This is a genomic window from Planococcus rifietoensis (genome assembly GCF_001465795.2).
Classification (GTDB): Bacteria; Bacillota; Bacilli; order Bacillales_A; family Planococcaceae; genus Planococcus; species Planococcus rifietoensis.
In genome coordinates this window covers 778,662-795,172 of record NZ_CP013659.2, presented here as the reverse complement: position 1 = coordinate 795,172, position 16,511 = coordinate 778,662, and the positions used below count along the sequence as shown (strand labels likewise).

Sequence of the window (16,511 nt, the reverse complement as noted above, 5' to 3'; positions counted from 1 at the left end):
GTGGACTTCCCCCATCCTGAGGGGGATGTTTATTTTTATGACATATTTTTGACATAATTAAATGAATATCATATATTTATCTGTTTGCCAGATTCCCTACATGGGTAAAGAATACTAATAAAACCAGCTGGAAAATAAAGAAAGGAAGAAGGGGTCAGCCATGCCGAGACATACTGTATATTTTCTATCATCACATCAACATCGCGGGCTGATGGCTGAAATTTGGGCGAGCCGCTTAATGCTGCCGGACTGGGACATCAGGAGTGCGGCATGGAACCAACCATCTTTCAACGACATTCCGATAGAAGTCCTCAAAGAAATCATATTGGAGATTCCGCCAGTCGAGCAGCGCGTGTACAATCCGGACGAGGTGAAACAGGCGGATTTGATTATTGCCCTGCATGACGGGGAATTCGAACAAGCTGATATACCCGACGATTTGCCGATGCAGAAATTGGTGCGCTGGGATATCCCGAACCCCGAAATCCGCAGTACAGACAATGACGAGAAATGGGCTTTATACCAGGAAGTCTGCGATGCCATTGCGATGAACATTAAACAAATGGAACCGATTCTCAGGTCACAGCCTACACAATGAAAAACTATAGTAAAAAAGCCGCCATTCGGTTTGAATGGCGGCTTTTTCCTTATTCTGTGTAAAGTACGGCGCGTACAGGGCTTCCTTCCCCGCCTCGGATCTTCAAAGGCAATGCAGCAAGTTTGTAGACAGCCGGCGCAACCTCATCCAACACAATGCCTTCCAAGATAAAGCGCTCGTTGCGGTTCATCGCATGATGCATCGGCAGTTCTTTGCTCGTCTCAGGATCCACTGACGGCACATCGACGCCGAGCAGGCGGACGCCTTGGTCTTTCATCCATTCGGCGATCGCCGGGTCGAATACCGGCCAAGCTCCAGGAAACGCGCTGCGGTCTTGCCACGCGGCCGTCTTCAACAGCACAGCAGTGACACCATGCGCAAGCTCATCCAAATCAGACAATTGCACTTGTTCATGACCCGACACGTCCATCACTTGGGCTGTCGTCAAATATACTTCAAGCGGCAATTCGTCAGTCTTCAAGCCATTTTCATCGTAATGGAACGGTGCGTCAATATGCGTGCCGATATGCGTGCTTGACTTGAGTTCGCCGATATTCACCGAGCCGCTCTCTTCTTTCGTGACTGATAAGCGATAGGAAAACGGCGTATCCCCCGGCCATTCCGGAGTTGAACTGTCCAGCGCCATCGAAATGTCTATGATCGATTTTGTCATTTACGCCACCACATTTCGTTCGTTGCTGAATTCTTTGTAAAGCTCGTGCTCGATAATATCCTGTAAAGCGAGCACCACTTTCTCCACATCTTCAAAGCTCGTGTAGAAAGCAATCGGCGCCAGGCGAATAATATCCGGCGCACGGAAGTCCGGAACAATCCCTGCTTTTTTCAACGCTTTGCAGATGCGCGCCGCTTCAGGATGCGCAACCGCGATATGGCCTCCGCGCTGTCCATCCGCTTTTGGCGTGACATCCATTAAAGAAGGCACGAGCGCCGCAAGCCTCTCGCGCAGCATCGTCGTCAACTCCAGCGATTTGCTGCGGACCTTGTCGATCCCTGCTTCTTCAAATAATTCCAGGCTGCCAATCAGCGGTGCCATGCTGAAAATATTCGGCGTGCCGACCTGATAAGCTCCGGCTCCTTCCGCTTTCGTGAAGCTATGGTCCATGTCGAATTGCTTCGCTTTGTCGGAACCGAACCAGCCGGCTATTCCAGGATTCAAATCGTGATGGCGCTCATGCAAATACAAGCCGCCTGTGCCGCCAGGACCTGAATTCATGTATTTATAATGGCACCAGACAGCGAAATCTACGCCGTCCGCATGCAAATTATGCGGCATGGCGCCTGCTGAGTGAGCCAAGTCGAATCCTGCGATGATGCCGTGCTTGTGTGCAGCTTGCGTAATCTCACGGAGCGGCAGCAATTGGCCGCTTCGGTAAAGAACCGACGGCAGCAATAGCACCGCCACATCGTCTTTCATTTCTGCCAAAATATCTTCCAGTTCAAGCGTGTAGCCGTCACGGCTTGGTACTTTGCGCATTGCGATTGCCGGATCTTGCCCGCGCAGGCGCAAATGGCTCTCCACTGCATAAATGTCAGACGGGAAATTCAGCTCGTCGACCAAGATGACAAAACGCTCCTCTGTCGGCGCATAGACTGTCGACAGCATCTGGTGGATATTCGACGTGATCGAGCCGGTGACCATCACTTCATGCGCTTTCGCCCCGAACAAAGGCGCCGCTTTTTCGCTCAGCGTCTCCGCCAGCGTAAACCACGGATGTTCGCCTTCTGTCCAGCCCTCAATGCCGAACTGTTTCCAGCTGTCCATGAGCGCAATTAGCTTTGTTTCAGCACGCTTTGACATCAAGCCGAGTGAATTCCCATCCATATAAATCGTTCCAGGTTCAACAAAAAACTCTTCTTTGAATTTAGCTAACGGATCTTGTTGGTCTTTCTGCATTGCCGTGTCCAAATCTCATCTCTCCATTTCTATAGAGCATAAGCCAGCGCACCGAGAAGTGCCGTAATCAAGACGACTTTCCACGGAGCCAGTTTCAAATAGACTAACATTCCGAAGGCGGCAATCGCAATGGCGAAGTCAACCGGCCCTTGAATGGCGGAGGTGAAAACCGGATCATACAGCGCCGCAAGCAAAATTCCAACAACCCCTGCATTGATGCCTTTTAAGGCTGCTTGGATGCCGGGCTTCGTGCGGATGACGCTCCAAAATGGCAAGGTTCCGATGACCAACAGGAATGAAGGCAAGAACATTGCGATGACGGCGATCAATACGCCACCCGCCCCGTTCATCAATTGCCCCAAATAAGCAGACAAAGTAAACAATGGCCCCGGAACAGCCTGTGCCGCCCCGTATCCTGCGATAAAGGCGTCTGCCGTCATCCATTCAGGCACGACTTCACGCTCGAGCATCGGCAAGACGACATGGCCCCCGCCAAAGACGATCGCGCCGACACGGTAGAAAATATCAAAAATCGCAAACGCGCTCGACTCGATAAATGGGCGCACGAGCGGCAAGCCGATCAGCAATGCCCCGAAAATACCCCAAGCGGCGAGACCGGTCTTTTTGCCGAAGGTTAAGGCGAGCTTGACGGCTTCAGGCGCTTGTTCTCTCCGGTACAATAAAAACCCGATGACGCCCGTCAATAGAATAACAACGATTTGTGCCCAAGCGGTCGGCACCAGCAAAATGGCGATGGCCGCACCAAAGGCGATCATCAGCCGCTGAACATCCGGTGTCAGTGATTTCCCCATGCCAAGCAAGGCATGCGCGACGACCGCGACGGCGACAATCTTCAAGCCTTGCAGCCAAGCAATATCGACGGAACCGCTGCTGATCAGTATGGCGAAAATCATCAAGGCAATGACAGAAGGCAAAGTAAACCCGAGCCAGGATAAAAATCCGCCCATGATCCCTCCACGCAGCATGCCGATCGAGATGCCGACCTGCGAACTTGCAGGACCCGGCAAGAATTGGCATAACGCTACCAAGTCTGCATACGCTTTATCGTCCAACCATTTTCTTCTATGTACATATTCATCCCGGAAATAGCCGATATGGGCAGCCGGCCCGCCAAACGAAGTCAATCCCAGCTTGGTCGAGGCTTTCAGGATTTCCATCCAGCGTTCTTTTCGATTCACTATTCATCTCCCTTTCTCTTTTGGATTCTCCTCTATCATAACGGTTTGCTTATATGTTTCAACATTAAATCCATGTAAATATTTTTTACTGAATAATTAGTCTTTTTTGGTGGTATACTTTTAAAAAGCTCTACCTGTACAAAAAGCCCGATTCTACCTATGAATATAATATTCATTTACTAGCTGGAATGGCCTTCATTTCTTTCATCTTTCATTTTCAGGAGGTGCAAACTTTGCGTCCTTCCCTAACAGGACCGGCGCAAAGGAGTCATTTGGACATACCTTTACGAATAGCGGCAATTGCCGCTTTAATCGGTGCTGCCGCATTCTTTTCGGCATGCGAATACGCCATCGTCAATATCCGCATGTCGCGTCTTGAAGACTCGATTGCCGACGACAAAAAACAAGCGCAAGCCGCCATGAAAATTGCTGGGCAGGCCGATACGTATCTATTCGCCTGCCAAGTAGGCATCGCCTTATCGGTGCTTGGGCTCGGCTGGGTAGGCCATGCGCTCGTGCAGGAAACGATACAGCCCATTGCAGAAAATTTCCTCGGATTGCCGAAAGCAAGCGCTGGTTGGGTAAGCTTTTTGGCGGCATTTCTGGCGGTAGCTTTGCTATTGGTCGTTTTTGGAGAGTTGTTTCCGAAGACCTTTGCCATTCGCAATCCAGAACAGGTCATCCTCTTGCTTGCTAAACCGCTGGCTTTTGCTTACGCGCTGTTGTTTCCGTTCATTTTCCTATTCAGCGCCATCGCCCGCTTGATATCGGCTTTGTTTGGCATCCAAAAATTATCGCGCAGCGAAATGGGCCATACTGAAGAAGAATTAAAATTGCTGTTATCCGAAAGTCTGAAAAGCGGTGAAATCAATGCATCTGAATTTGATTACGTCAACCGCATCTTCGAATTCGATGAGCGCATCGCCAAAGAAATCATGGTGCCGCGGATGGAAATGAGCACGATCGCCCATGATGTCAATTTGCGCGAAGTCTTTACATTGGATGGAATCGAGCAATTTACACGCTATCCGATTACGGACGGCGGCAAAGACCATGTCCTCGGCCTCGTCAATATGAAGCATTTATTAAGCGCCTATGTAAAAAACCCCGACAGCGGGAATTTGCCGGTATCCGCATTTATTCAGCCGGTTATCCAAGTCATCGAAACGATGCCGGTCAATGAGTTATTATTGAAGATCCAACGTGAACGCATCCACATGGCTATTTTGCGTGATGAATACGGCGGCACTTCAGGGCTTGTCACCATTGAAGATATACTCGAAGAAATCGTCGGCGATATCCAGGATGAGTTTGACGTCGATGAAGCACCGGACGTCCAAAAGCTCGGCGAAGACCATTATATTTTCAATGCCAAATTATTGCTTAATACCGTGAATGCCATTCTTGGGATTGACATTGACGAGGATGATATCGATACGATCGGAGGCTGGTTTATGGACATGCATTTCGATGCAGTCGAAGGTCAGAAAATCATCGAACAAGGCTATGAATTCCGCATCCAGGAAGTCGATGGCCACCATATCCTTTATTTAGAAGTTCAAAAAGCACCTGCTGAAGATCTTCCTGTATAATAGTAGTTGCGATACGGCCCTCTTTGGAGGGTCGTTTCCGTTTTCCCCACAATCCAATCTGGAGATGAATTGCAATGGACTTATACGATAATCTCCGCAAAGGAGAAAAAGGCGCCTGGCTCAGCATCGGGGCTTATCTGTTTTTAAGCGCCATCAAACTCGGTGTCGGGTTTTGGGGCGGATCTGAAGCGTTGAAAGCGGATGGATTGAACAACGTCACCGACATCGTCGCTTCTGTCGCTGTGCTGATCGGCTTGAGGATCTCCCAAAAGCCGCCAGACGACAACCACCACTACGGCCATTTAAAAGCAGAGACCATTGCTTCGCTCTTGGCGTCGTTCATCATGGCGGTCATCGGACTTCAAGTGCTGTTGAATTCAGTGAAGACGGTGTTCAACCCTTCTCTCGAACCGCCTTCCCCACTGACTGCTGTCGTCGCGTTTTTCTCGGCACTCGTCATGTATGGCGTTTACCGTTATAACTTGAAGTTGAGCCGCGAAATCAAAAGTTCAGCCGTCCGGGCCGCTGCCTACGACAACCGCTCGGATGCGCTCGTCAGCATCGGCGCCGGGATCGGCATCATCGGGGCCATTCTTGGGGCGCCGCTGATCGATTCGATCACTGCCTTTCTCGTCGGGCTCATCATCATCAAAACGGCTTTGGATATTTTCCGCGAATCGGTGTTGACCTTGACCGACGCGTTTGATGAAGAAGCCGTCGAGTCGCTTTCGGTTGTCATACGGCGCGTGCCGGGTGTACTGGCTCTGCGCGATTTTAAAGGGCGCACCCACGGAAATGTCATGTTCATCGACTTGACAGTCAGTGTTGCACCTTATTTGAATGTGGTCGAAAGCCATTGGATCACCGAAGAAATTGAACGGAAAATCCAGAAAGTGAAACCAAATTGCGTCGTCCTCGTACATATAGAACCGGATTACTCGATAGAGGAGGACGAAGAGGATGGTTGATTTTTACGATCAGAAAAAAATCATTTTGGTTACTTTCGGCATCATTCTGCTTATTTCAGCGTTGTTTGTTCCGGCTGCCGTGTTCTATCCCGCAAAAGTCGTCACTATCACACCGGAGGCAGAAATCGTCGGCACGTCGTTCTGGTCGCTTGTGCTTGGCGGTGCGGGAATCGTATTGATTGCGGCCTCATTGTTCATCGCAGCACTGATCGAACGGCCCTTGAAATCCTGGCTATTGGCTGGCGCTGTCGCCGTCATCGGGCTCGTATCGATCGCCTTTTCGCTTGGCGATTATTACTATATGACCCGTGACAGCTTCACGTACAACCCGCCCCTCTCCTTCAATTCCTCCACCTATACATGGGAAGAGTTTGAGCGAGTCGAAGAACGGCTTCACAAAGAAGGCGGGACCAGTTCCATCGAGTCAGTCGCTTATTATTTCCACGACGGCGACATGATCGAATTTTCCAGTGGCCGGATTTTTGAAATGCACAGCTCTTTGGCGCGCCGCGTCGAAGCAGCAGGAGGCGAATTCACTCGAATTCAACCACAATAACAGAGAAAAACGCCTGATCTTCTGAGATCAGGCGTTTTTTCGTACTTTTATTCCGTTCTTTCTCCTGGTAAAGACGCGAGGCGAATGCCGTGTTCTACAAATAAGGCAGCGATGCCATGACGAATCCGGCTTTCTAAGCGGTCTTTCATTTCGACATTCAAGACGCGTGCTTCCACTTGGAAATCCATCGAGGAATTGCGGAAATCGATGAACTGGGCGTCAGGCTTTTCATCAGGCACACCGTCGATTTTTGTAATTTCATGTTCCGCAGCTTGTACCAATAATTTCGAGACCAACTCCGTATCGCAGCCGTATTCGACACTGACGACGACACGCGCGAATAGCCTTGCGCCCGAGCGGTTCTTGACAATCTGTTCGATGAAATACTGGTTCGGTACGACGAGCGTCCCGTCTTTATTTGTTTCAACGATTGTCGAGCGCAATTTGATTTTCGTGATGCGCCCGATTTTCTTGTCGATTTCAACCATTTCCCCGACTTCCATCGGCCGTTCGAATAAAATGATGATGCCTGAGACAAAGTTCGCGGCGATGTTTCGGACGCCGAAACCGATGCCGATCCCGAGCACACTGAAGACAATGCCGACTGCCCGCAGATCTAACCCAACCAGCGTGAAGCTGACTGCAATCGCCAGAAACATCACGGCATAATAAATGAGCCGGTTGATCGTATAGCTCATGCCCATTTCTACATCGAACTGGCCATAGACATAAGGCATGACAAAACTATTGAATGCTTTAACGACGCGGCTCGAAAACGTAACGATCATGATGGCGACGACGATCAGCAAAATGGAGACGTCGACCCCTTCCGTTTCGTAAAAAGGCGTCCTCAGCCATTCTTCCTGCCCGAAATAAAACAGGAATAGTATAATGCTGCCGTAAAAGGCGACCCAATTCAGAATATCTTCGAGGATCGGATAAACCCGCTCTTGATAACCGTCATGCCTCACGATTCGTTTCAGCACGGCTTGAGCAATCCTTTTGCTAACGAAGATTAATAATAGATAAAGAAAGAACAAGAAAAACTCAATGACCGATAAATTCCTCAGAACGTCGATGCCTTCAAATAATTGCGGATTTTTCATAAGTCCCTCCTTTACAGGCAGCACCATGAACCATTAGATGCTGGAGCGCATCATCCTTCCGAGCCCAGCTGGTAGTCACTGAGCAAGGCTGGCCGGCGATCCACCGCTTTTGCCAGCTCATCCAATTTCGCTTGGATATAACGGCGGTCAAGCCGTTTGAAAGGTGAACCCTCTAAATGTTCAAGCACATGCAATTGTGTTTCCCAAATGGCCTCGTGATGCGCTGGACTCGATAATTGGGCAGCGTTTGTTAAGGATTCCAAAATTGCGGCCACGACCGACACATCTTCTTTTCCATAATGGATCAATTGATGAAATGTCAGATAAAGAAAATGGGGGAATGTGAAGAATGGATAGCGCACACGGCCATTTTTCTCTTCGTCCCGAATGGTTATTGCCCCGGTCTCGAGATGGCTTAATTTGCCCAGCAGCCGGCCGATCCGAATGATGATGCCATTCGCCGTGTTTGGGTCGTTGATGCCTGGGGAGATCGCCCGCAGCGCCACTTCGACCATTTTCTGAATAGCAAAATCGAGATCCTGGTCCGTCGTCCGCTCCGTGCCGATCGTGATAAAGCGGCGAAGATCGATGTCTTCTTGCTGGCGTTGGTAAACGCGGCATAGCGGCGTATTCTCGTGGACATACGAACCGATGCCGTGAAGAATTTCAACTTCCAGGTCGTGCTCCACCGCATACTCCGTCAATTTATCGAAATACAGGAATTGGATATACCCATCATTTTCTGCCAGGATGGTTTCCGCGAAGCCGTCGGGATTCCACTCTGTTTCAATCTCCATTTCCTGCTGCTGTTTTTCACTATACGTATCGATAATGCGCTCTGTGTCTTCTTCAAGTTCCTCGATCAGCTTCTCCACTTGGACGTTCGTCGCAATGTGATGGATGAAATACGCAAACGTCGAAAGGCAAAGGAACGCTATGACGATCCCGACAAATGTGGAAATGACGTCATGCGTATAAAGGGCGTCGCGCATGAACAATAATGACAGCGTGTTATAGATGAAACCGCCCAAAAAGATACCGAGTACGCGCCATGTCAGGCGGTCGTGGACAAAATTCTTCAATGTTCTCGGTGAAAATTGCGAGGAATACATCGTCAACACGACAAGAATCGTGGAAAACGTAAACGTTGTCATCGTCAATAGCGCCCCGGCGAGAGCCCCCATGATCGTTTGAGCCAATTGTACATTGGTCAGCAGGATATCCGGGATGAATTCACGATATTGCCGAATGACCAATAAATCCACATAAAAAAATCCAATGGATAATAACACGGCAAGGAAGCTGTAGAGAGCTGGCGTCACCCATAACTTTTCCCGCCATTCGTAAAAAATCTTTTTCATGACTTCCCCCCCTAGAAAATATTCATTTGTTCCCCTGTTCCCCTATTCCAATTGGGGCAAACGCTGGTCCTATATCCCCTGCCTTTCACTATAGCATGCAGAGGTGCTCGTGGAAGAAACACGAATAGCCGAACGCCATTGTCAAAATACTCTCAAAAAAATATTGACCTTCACTTCAATTGCGCTTATCATTATCTTAACTAATGGAAAGAGGTGAGGCAGTATGGTGACAATTTCAGTTCGTGCAACCCGCAACTTAATGATGTTTGCTATGCTGTCTCCTTCTGTGTATCGCTGACGATACGTTTCTTTCCTATGCGCGGAGACCATGGCAGGCATTATTGCAGCCATGGTTTTTATTATGCGTTTTTATAGGAGGAAGTTACATTGTCGATTATCAAACAATACGGATGGAATGAATCATTTCAACAAGCATTGCCTGAACAGAAAATACCTGGCCGCGTCATTCTCGAACATAAGAGCGGCTACCGCGTCATGACCGATTTCGGTGAATGGCCGGCTACTTTATCCGGAAATTACCGCCATAGCCACAGCCGCGATGAATTTCCAAGCGTCGGTGACTGGGTGGCGCTGGAACAAATGCCTGGAGAAGACAAAGGCATCATCCACCAACTGCTGCCGAGAAGTTCGCGCTTCGTCCGAAAAGCGGCCGGAGAAACGTCCGAGATGCAGACCATCGCCGTCAATCTCGACTACGTCTTTCTGGTCATGTCGCTCAATCACGATTTTAATGTCCGGCGCCTTGAACGTTATATGGTCGCCGCTTGGGATTCAGGCGCCATGCCGGTCGTCGTGTTGACGAAAAGCGACCAATGCGAAGACCCTGCAGTTTACTTGAAAGAAGTCGCCACTACTGCGTTCGGCGTCGATGTGTTTGCCGTTTCAGCTTTGACTGGCGACGGCATGGACGCCTTCAATCGCTATTTAACGGATGGCAAAACCGGCGCTCTGCTCGGCTCTTCGGGAGTAGGAAAATCCTCGCTCATCAACGCCCTGACCCAAAGCGACAAAATGGCGGTGCAGGACATCCGCGAAGACGACAGCAAAGGCCGCCACACGACGACGCACCGCGAACTGGTGCTGCTGCCGGGCGGCGGTTTATTGATCGACACGCCGGGCATGCGTGAATTCCAGCTGGCCGATTCTGCCGATGGGCTTGAGTCTAGCTTCCAGGACATCACGAGCCTTGCTGCCGAATGCCGTTTCCGCGATTGCAGCCACCAACAAGAACCGGGCTGCCGCATCCAATCCGCGCTTGCTTCCGGCGAATTGCCGGAAGAGCGCTATGAAAGCTATTTAAAATTACTGCGTGAGCTCGACTATATCGAACGAAAAAGTGATGCTGCCAAACAACAGGCAGAACGCGCAGTATGGAAACAGCGCACGAAAGAATACCGCAGCCGCCCTGTTAAGAAAAGATAAAAGCCTGCCGGATTTTCATCCGGCAGGCTTTTTCTAGTTCCATTCAATTGGCGTATTCCGTCAACCCATGCTTGACGGCATAAAGTGCCGCTTGCGTCCGGTCCTGGACTTCGAGTTTGATGAAGATATTGGAAATATGCGTTTTCACCGTCTTCTCGGTCACGAACAAAGCAGACGCCACTTCCCGGTTGCTTTTCCCTTTGGTCAGCTCCGCGAGCACTTCCGCTTCCCTTGGCGTTAAAGGATGGAGAACGTGCGGCGGCGGGTCTTCCGGCGCTTTCGCCAATTCCGACGAAGCTTTCGGATGCAGCGTATTCTCCCCGCGCATCAAGCTGCGCAGCGATTCCACCAATTCGTCCGGTTCGATATCTTTCAACTGATAGCCTGCCGCTCCTGCTTCGATCGCCGGAAGGATGTGGTCGCGGTCGGAAAAGCTCGTGAGCATCAACACAATGATATCCGGATAAGACTCTTTGATTTTCCGAGTTGCCTGGATGCCGTCCATTTCAGGCATGACCAGATCCATCAAGACGATATCCGGCTGCAGCTCGCCCGCCATTTCGACAGCTTCCACGCCGTTCGCAGCCTCCCCCACCACTTCAATGTCTTTTTGGGTTTTCAGGAAAAACAGCAACCCTCTTCTTACTACGTGATGATCATCCGCAATCAATACTCTCATCTTGCCACTCCTTTAATACGGAATCCGTACAAGGATTTCCGTTCCTTTGCTTAATTCGCTAGACCAATCGGCTGTGCCGCCTTCTGCTTTCGCCCGGTCGCGAATGCTTTGTATGCCGATCGACGGGATCGCGCCGTGTGCAGGAGAAAAACCGAGTCCTTCGTCTTTGATGACCAATAAGACATCTGTCGGTGTAATTGTCACATAGATTTGGGCAGCGCTTGTGCCCGCATGCTTGCGCACATTATTCAACGCTTCCTGGGCAATGCGGAATAAAGTCTCTTCCGTTCGCGACGGCAATTGAATCACGCCGGTCACTTTCGTTTCCATCGACAGCCCGAGCATTTCCCCGTACGCTTTGACGGCATCGATCAAGCCGCTCTCGAGCCCTTTTGGCCGTAATTGCCAAATCAGCGCCCTCATTTCATTGAGCGCTTCCTGACTGAGATGCTGGATGTCGCGGAATGTGCTTTTTTGCGCTTCGTCTTCCGCCATTTCGATGCCGCCCCTAGCCGTCAACGTGACCGAGAACAACAGCTGATTGACGGAATCGTGCAAATCCCGCGCGAGCCGATTGCGCTCTTTGACGAGTGCCAGCTCTTGTTCTTGTTTGGTCAAGACGATGCGTTTGATGGCGGAACCGATTTGGAAAGCGACCGATTCCAATAAGGCCAGTTCATCTTTTGAAAAACGCACCGTATCAGCCGCAGCGATATTGAGCAAGCCGAATTTTTCCTTGCCTGACTGCAGCGGAACCGTCGCATGATGTGAAATATTGCCGATTTTCCCATGTGCCGCTTTGGCGTTTTCGATGCGCTGGCAGGCGATGATATTCGACGCCTTTTCCAAATCGCCGTCATGATAGCGCTTAACGCACCAGCAGCCGCCTTTCGTCAAATGGCGGCAATCCCGCTCCTCGAGGGCATCCGGCAAATTGGCCTGCGCCACAAGTCTGTGCTTTCCTTTTTCATCGATGAAAAAGATCCAGGCTGTTTCAAAATTGGAGTTTTGCAGCAGCTTGTCGATCGCCCCGCCGAGCATGCGTTCCATATTCGTTTCTTCATTCAACAACTCCGCAATCTCTTTCAATAAGATGACGTCCGAATGCTGTTCAGGCACCATGGGCTGATCCCTCCTAGTTGCTATTGTAACGATAAGAACCGGTGTTTGCCTCATTCTTTCGAATGAAAAAGCTCCCTCTATGGGGAGCTTTTTCACCGATTCGCAACGATGTCGAGAAATGATTCTTTCAATAGTTCAAGCTTTTCGTCGCTTTCCTGCTGGGTTGCGGCTTTGACGCCGAAATAGTATTTCACTTTCGGCTCGGTGCCGCTTGGGCGCACGCAGACCCACGAACCATCCGACAAGAAGTATTTCAAAACATTTGATTGCGGCAAGACGATCGCTTCGCTCGTCCCCATATCGACAAGCGTCCGTGTACGGCTGTCGTAGTCTTCGATTTTTTTGACCGCGATGCCGGCAATGGATTGCGGCGGCGCTGTGCGCAAGCCGTCGAGCAGCTGCGTGATTTCACGTGCCCCTTCGATGCCTTTTTTCGTCACCGAAACGAGCAATTCGCGGTAGAAGCCGTGGCGTTCGTAAAGTTCATTTAATACACCGTACAGATTTTTGCCTTGCTTCTTATAGAAGGCAGCAGCTTCGACCAATAGCAATGTCGCTTGCACGGCATCTTTATCGCGCGCAAAATCACGGATCAAATAGCCGTAGCTTTCCTCGTAGCCGAATAAGAAAGTGAATTCATGCTGCGCATCGTTTTCACGCAATTTTTCGCCGATGAATTTAAAGCCTGTCAACACGTCTTCACTCTCTACGCCGTAGCTTCTAGCGACCGCTTCCCCGAATCCGGAAGTGACGATGGTCTTGAAGATGCGCCCGTCTTCCGGCAATTCACCTTTGGCTTTTTTCTGGCCCAATAAATACTCCAGCAAGATGCCGCCGGTCTGGTTGCCAGTCAATAATTCATATTGCGTACCGGTCCAAACCGCTGCGCCGACACGGTCGCCGTCCGGGTCGATGGCAATCAATAAATCTGCGGTCTGTTCTTCACCGTATTTCCGGGCGAGGTCAAACGCCGATGATTCTTCCGGGTTCGGGGATTCCACCGTAGGGAACTCACCGTCCGGCGCCATTTGTTCTTTCACATAATTAACGCCGCTATAACCGGCTTCGTCAAACACTCGGCGGACAGTCGCGCCTGATGCTCCGTGAAGCGGCGTAAAGACGACGCTGATCGGCTCAACGCTAGTTTCCTGCACCGTCAACACTTGATCGATATAGGCGCGGTCGAGCTGTTCGCCGAGAATTTCCAACAAGGAGGAATCATACTCATCATTTTCGATTGCGAGTTCATCTTCCACTCGGCTAACAAATCCGATGACCTGGTCCGCTGCTTCGAGATCCAATTGCGCGCCGTCTTCGCCGTACACTTTATAGCCATTGTATTCAGGCGGGTTGTGGCTGGCAGTGATGACGATGCCCATAAACGCATTTAATTCACGCACAGTAAATGATAATTGCGGCGTTGTGCGCGCAGATTCATAGACGTATGCCCGAATGCCCGCAGCAGCAAATGTTCGCGCCGCTTCTTCGGCAAACTCCGGTGACATGCGGCGGCTGTCGAACGCGATTGCCACGCCACGCTTCATCGCCGCTTCGCCGAAGCTTTCAATATAATCGGCAATGCCTTTTGACGCTTTTCTGACGGTATAGACATTCATGCGGTTCGTGCCCGGGCCGATTTCACCGCGCATCCCACCTGTTCCGAATACCAAGTCCTGATAAAACGCATCTTCTGCCAGCTGCTCGTCTTCCGATAGTAATTGCAGCTGCTGTTTCGTGTTCACGTCCAGCCCCTCGTGTCCGAGCCATTTTTGCATTCGTTGTTTCCATGTCATGGTTCATCCCTCCAATTACTTATCAGTTTACCAAATTTTCCGCAAAAAAGCCGCCCCGATTCGGAGCGGCTAAAGTTAATCTTGTTTATATTCCACACGGTAGACGTCGTGGCGGCGATCCTTCAATTGCTTGACGGTGCCGTCTTGGCGCTGGCGTCTGAGGATTTCAAGGTCGACATCCCCGATCAATACCATCTCCAGGTTCGGATTGGTTTCCCCGACGATGCCATCGCGAGCGAATTCGAAATCGCTTGGCGCGAAGATGCCGGATTGTGCATATTGGATATCCATGTTTTCCGTTTGCGGCAAGTTTCCGACCGTTCCGGAAATGACCGTGTAGATCTGGTTCTCGACCGCGCGGGCTTGTGCACAATAACGGACGCGCAAATAGCCTTGGCGGTCTTCCGTACAAAACGGCGAGAAGATGATGTTGGCGCCCATATCGGTGGCGATGCGGGCCAGTTCCGGGAACTCGATGTCGTAGCAGATCTGGATGGCGATCTTGCCGCAATCCGTATCAAATACGCGCACCGAATCACCTGCTGAAATGCCCCACCATTTACGTTCGTTCGGCGTGATGTGAATCTTGTACTGTTTATCGATCGAACCATCGCGACGGAACAAATACGCGATGTTGTAAATCTCATCATTTTCTTCCTTGACGAAATGCGAGCCGCCAATGATATTGACGTTATAGCGCACAGCGAGGTCCGTGAACAGTTCGATGTATTGCGGTGTGAATTCCGTCAATTTGCGGACCGCTTGGCTCGGCGATGGTTCATTCAAGAACGACATCAATTGCGTCGTGAAAATTTCCGGGAACACGACGAAATCCGAATGCGCATCCGATGCCACGTCGACAAAGTACTCGACCTGGTTCGCCAAATCGTCGAATGAATTGATGGCACGCATCAAGTATTGGACGACGCAGATGCGCACAGGCAAACTTGTCTTGAAATGGCGCTTGGAGATCGGCTTGTAATCGACATTGTTCCACTCCATAAGCGTTGCGTATTTGCCCGATGCTTTATCGTCCTGCAAATAGCCAGGATTGATGCGCATGAGCTGGAAACCATTCATCAATTGGAATGTCAGCACCGGATCATAGATTTTATGGCGCGACACCGAATCGACGTATTCACGCGGCGACATTTCGTCTGCGTGTTTATGGTAGTTCGGGATGCGCCCGCCGATGATAATCGACTTCAAGTTCAATTCACGCGCCAGTTCTTTGCGCGCTTCGTACAAACGCTGCCCGACTTGCATGCGGCGGTATTCTGGGTGCACCATGACTTCGATGCCGTACATATTATAGCCGTCTTGGTTATGGTTCGTTATATAGCCGCCGTCAGTGACATCGTCCCATGTATGACGGTCATCGTATTCATCGAAATTGATCAATAGGCTCGAGCAGGAACCGATTACTTTGCCGTCGAGTTCCGCGACGATCTGCCCTTGTGCAAAAACGCCTAAATGGCTTCTGAGCTGCTCTTCCTTCCAAGGATCCATGCCCGGAAAGCAAAGCTGCTGCATTTCCAGAATGGCAGGTATATCAGCATAGCTCATCTCACGGATGATCATGCTTTTTTCAAAATGGGATAAATCGAATTGTTCTGCCACGTTACCGCGCTCCTTCACAAAAGTTTCAAAGTTAATTATAGCCCATACGCCCGGTTGTTGATATTATTTTACTTGTATGGTGTTAAGAATTATACTTCAAAAGGAAAGCATTCCGGAAAAGAGGGTCAAAAGATGACGAAGCGTCAAGAAAACAGTTTGCTGTTCATGTGGGCGGTGTCCCTAGTTGCGACACTTGGCTCGCTGTATTTTTCCCAAGTGCGCGGGTACATTCCGTGTGAGCTGTGCTGGGTGCAGCGCATCTTCATGTATCCCCTCGTCTTTGTGCTAGGTGTTGCCTATGTGCAGAAAAATCCGCGCATCGCCATGACTTCACTCGTGCTGTCTGTCATTGGCGGCTCGGTTTCGCTGTATCATTACGGCATCCAAAAACTCAGGTTCTTGTCGGATTCCGCACCGTCATGCGGGCAAGTCCCATGCACAGGGGAATATATCAATTACCTCGGATTCATCACCATCCCGTTTCTCGCACTCATCGCATTCGCTTTGATTGCCGGAACGAGTGTTTATCTGTGGAAATCATTGAAGGAGGAACAATAAG

General features: G+C 50.2%; 15 protein-coding genes. 6 read left to right on the top strand and 9 right to left on the bottom strand.

Annotated elements, in window-relative coordinates; all coding sequences use genetic code 11:
* Window positions 1-160: 160 nt before the first annotated feature.
* The gene (locus AUC31_RS03785) at window positions 161-598 is read left to right on the top strand and encodes a low molecular weight phosphatase family protein (protein ID WP_058381310.1); all 438 of its coding nucleotides are present in this window, start codon (window positions 161-163) and stop codon (window positions 596-598) included.
* Window positions 599-647: 49 nt separating this feature from the next.
* Here AUC31_RS03785 and AUC31_RS03780 read toward each other — a convergent pair whose 3' ends face one another.
* From AUC31_RS03780 to chrA, 3 genes are read right to left on the bottom strand one after another with little or no spacing between them, the layout of a single operon-like run.
* Window positions 648-1,271, bottom strand: a complete 624-nt coding sequence (locus AUC31_RS03780; RefSeq protein ID WP_058381311.1) for a cyclase family protein — start codon at window positions 1,269-1,271, stop codon at window positions 648-650.
* On the bottom strand, window positions 1,272-2,525 hold the full coding sequence (gene kynU / locus AUC31_RS03775; protein WP_058381312.1) for a kynureninase: 1,254 nt from the start codon (window positions 2,523-2,525) through the stop codon (window positions 1,272-1,274).
* 17 nt (window positions 2,526-2,542) lie between these two features.
* Window positions 2,543-3,691, bottom strand: coding sequence for a chromate efflux transporter (gene chrA, locus AUC31_RS03770; protein WP_418054982.1), 1,149 nt, complete (start codon window positions 3,689-3,691; stop codon window positions 2,543-2,545).
* Window positions 3,692-3,984: 293 nt separating this feature from the next.
* On the opposite strand from chrA, the gene AUC31_RS03765 reads away from it, so the two are divergent.
* The 3 genes from AUC31_RS03765 (at window position 3,985) to AUC31_RS03755 (ending at window position 6,828) form a co-directional block, all read left to right on the top strand.
* On the top strand, window positions 3,985-5,304 hold the full coding sequence (locus AUC31_RS03765; protein WP_237150701.1) for a hemolysin family protein: 1,320 nt from the start codon (window positions 3,985-3,987) through the stop codon (window positions 5,302-5,304).
* Window positions 5,305-5,378: 74 nt separating this feature from the next.
* A complete protein-coding gene (locus AUC31_RS03760) occupies window positions 5,379-6,272 on the top strand; it encodes a cation diffusion facilitator family transporter (protein ID WP_058381314.1) in 894 nt (297 codons plus the stop codon).
* Window positions 6,265-6,828 carry a hypothetical protein gene (locus AUC31_RS03755; protein ID WP_058381315.1) on the top strand — a complete coding sequence of 188 codons (564 nt, stop codon included), beginning with the start codon at window positions 6,265-6,267 and terminating at the stop codon, window positions 6,826-6,828. The genes AUC31_RS03760 and AUC31_RS03755 overlap by 8 nt, the downstream gene beginning before the upstream one ends.
* Before the next feature lie 47 nt (window positions 6,829-6,875).
* On the opposite strand, the gene AUC31_RS03750 is transcribed toward AUC31_RS03755, so the two are convergent.
* Window positions 6,876-7,934 carry a mechanosensitive ion channel family protein gene (locus AUC31_RS03750; RefSeq protein ID WP_058381316.1) on the bottom strand — a complete coding sequence of 353 codons (1,059 nt, stop codon included), beginning with the start codon at window positions 7,932-7,934 and terminating at the stop codon, window positions 6,876-6,878.
* Between the two features lie 50 nt (window positions 7,935-7,984).
* A complete protein-coding gene (locus tag AUC31_RS03745) occupies window positions 7,985-9,295 on the bottom strand; it encodes a DUF2254 domain-containing protein (RefSeq protein ID WP_058381317.1) in 1,311 nt (436 codons plus the stop codon).
* Window positions 9,296-9,682: 387 nt separating this feature from the next.
* Here AUC31_RS03745 and rsgA point away from each other — a divergent pair, with 387 nt between their 5' ends.
* Window positions 9,683-10,738, top strand: coding sequence for a ribosome small subunit-dependent GTPase A (gene rsgA / locus AUC31_RS03740; RefSeq protein WP_058381318.1), 1,056 nt, complete (start codon window positions 9,683-9,685; stop codon window positions 10,736-10,738).
* Window positions 10,739-10,781: 43 nt separating this feature from the next.
* Here the strand turns inward: rsgA and AUC31_RS03735 are convergent, their stop codons facing one another.
* From AUC31_RS03735 to AUC31_RS03720, 4 genes are all read right to left on the bottom strand, one after another.
* Window positions 10,782-11,417, bottom strand: a complete 636-nt coding sequence (locus AUC31_RS03735) for a response regulator transcription factor (RefSeq protein ID WP_058381319.1) — start codon at window positions 11,415-11,417, stop codon at window positions 10,782-10,784.
* Window positions 11,418-11,429: 12 nt separating this feature from the next.
* On the bottom strand, window positions 11,430-12,539 hold the full coding sequence (locus tag AUC31_RS03730) for a GAF domain-containing sensor histidine kinase (protein ID WP_058381320.1): 1,110 nt from the start codon (window positions 12,537-12,539) through the stop codon (window positions 11,430-11,432).
* A 92-nt stretch (window positions 12,540-12,631) separates the two neighbouring features.
* Entirely contained in the window at window positions 12,632-14,332 is a 1,701-nt protein-coding gene (locus tag AUC31_RS03725) for a phospho-sugar mutase (RefSeq protein ID WP_058381321.1), read from the bottom strand.
* Between the two features lie 75 nt (window positions 14,333-14,407).
* The gene (locus tag AUC31_RS03720) at window positions 14,408-15,952 is read right to left on the bottom strand and encodes a carbon-nitrogen hydrolase family protein (RefSeq protein WP_058381322.1); all 1,545 of its coding nucleotides are present in this window, start codon (window positions 15,950-15,952) and stop codon (window positions 14,408-14,410) included.
* 132 nt (window positions 15,953-16,084) lie between these two features.
* Here AUC31_RS03720 and AUC31_RS03715 point away from each other — a divergent pair, with 132 nt between their 5' ends.
* Window positions 16,085-16,510: a disulfide oxidoreductase gene (locus AUC31_RS03715; RefSeq protein WP_058381323.1), complete on the top strand. Its 426-nt coding sequence runs from the start codon at window positions 16,085-16,087 to the stop codon at window positions 16,508-16,510.
* The last annotated feature ends 1 nt before the right edge of the window (window position 16,511 follow it).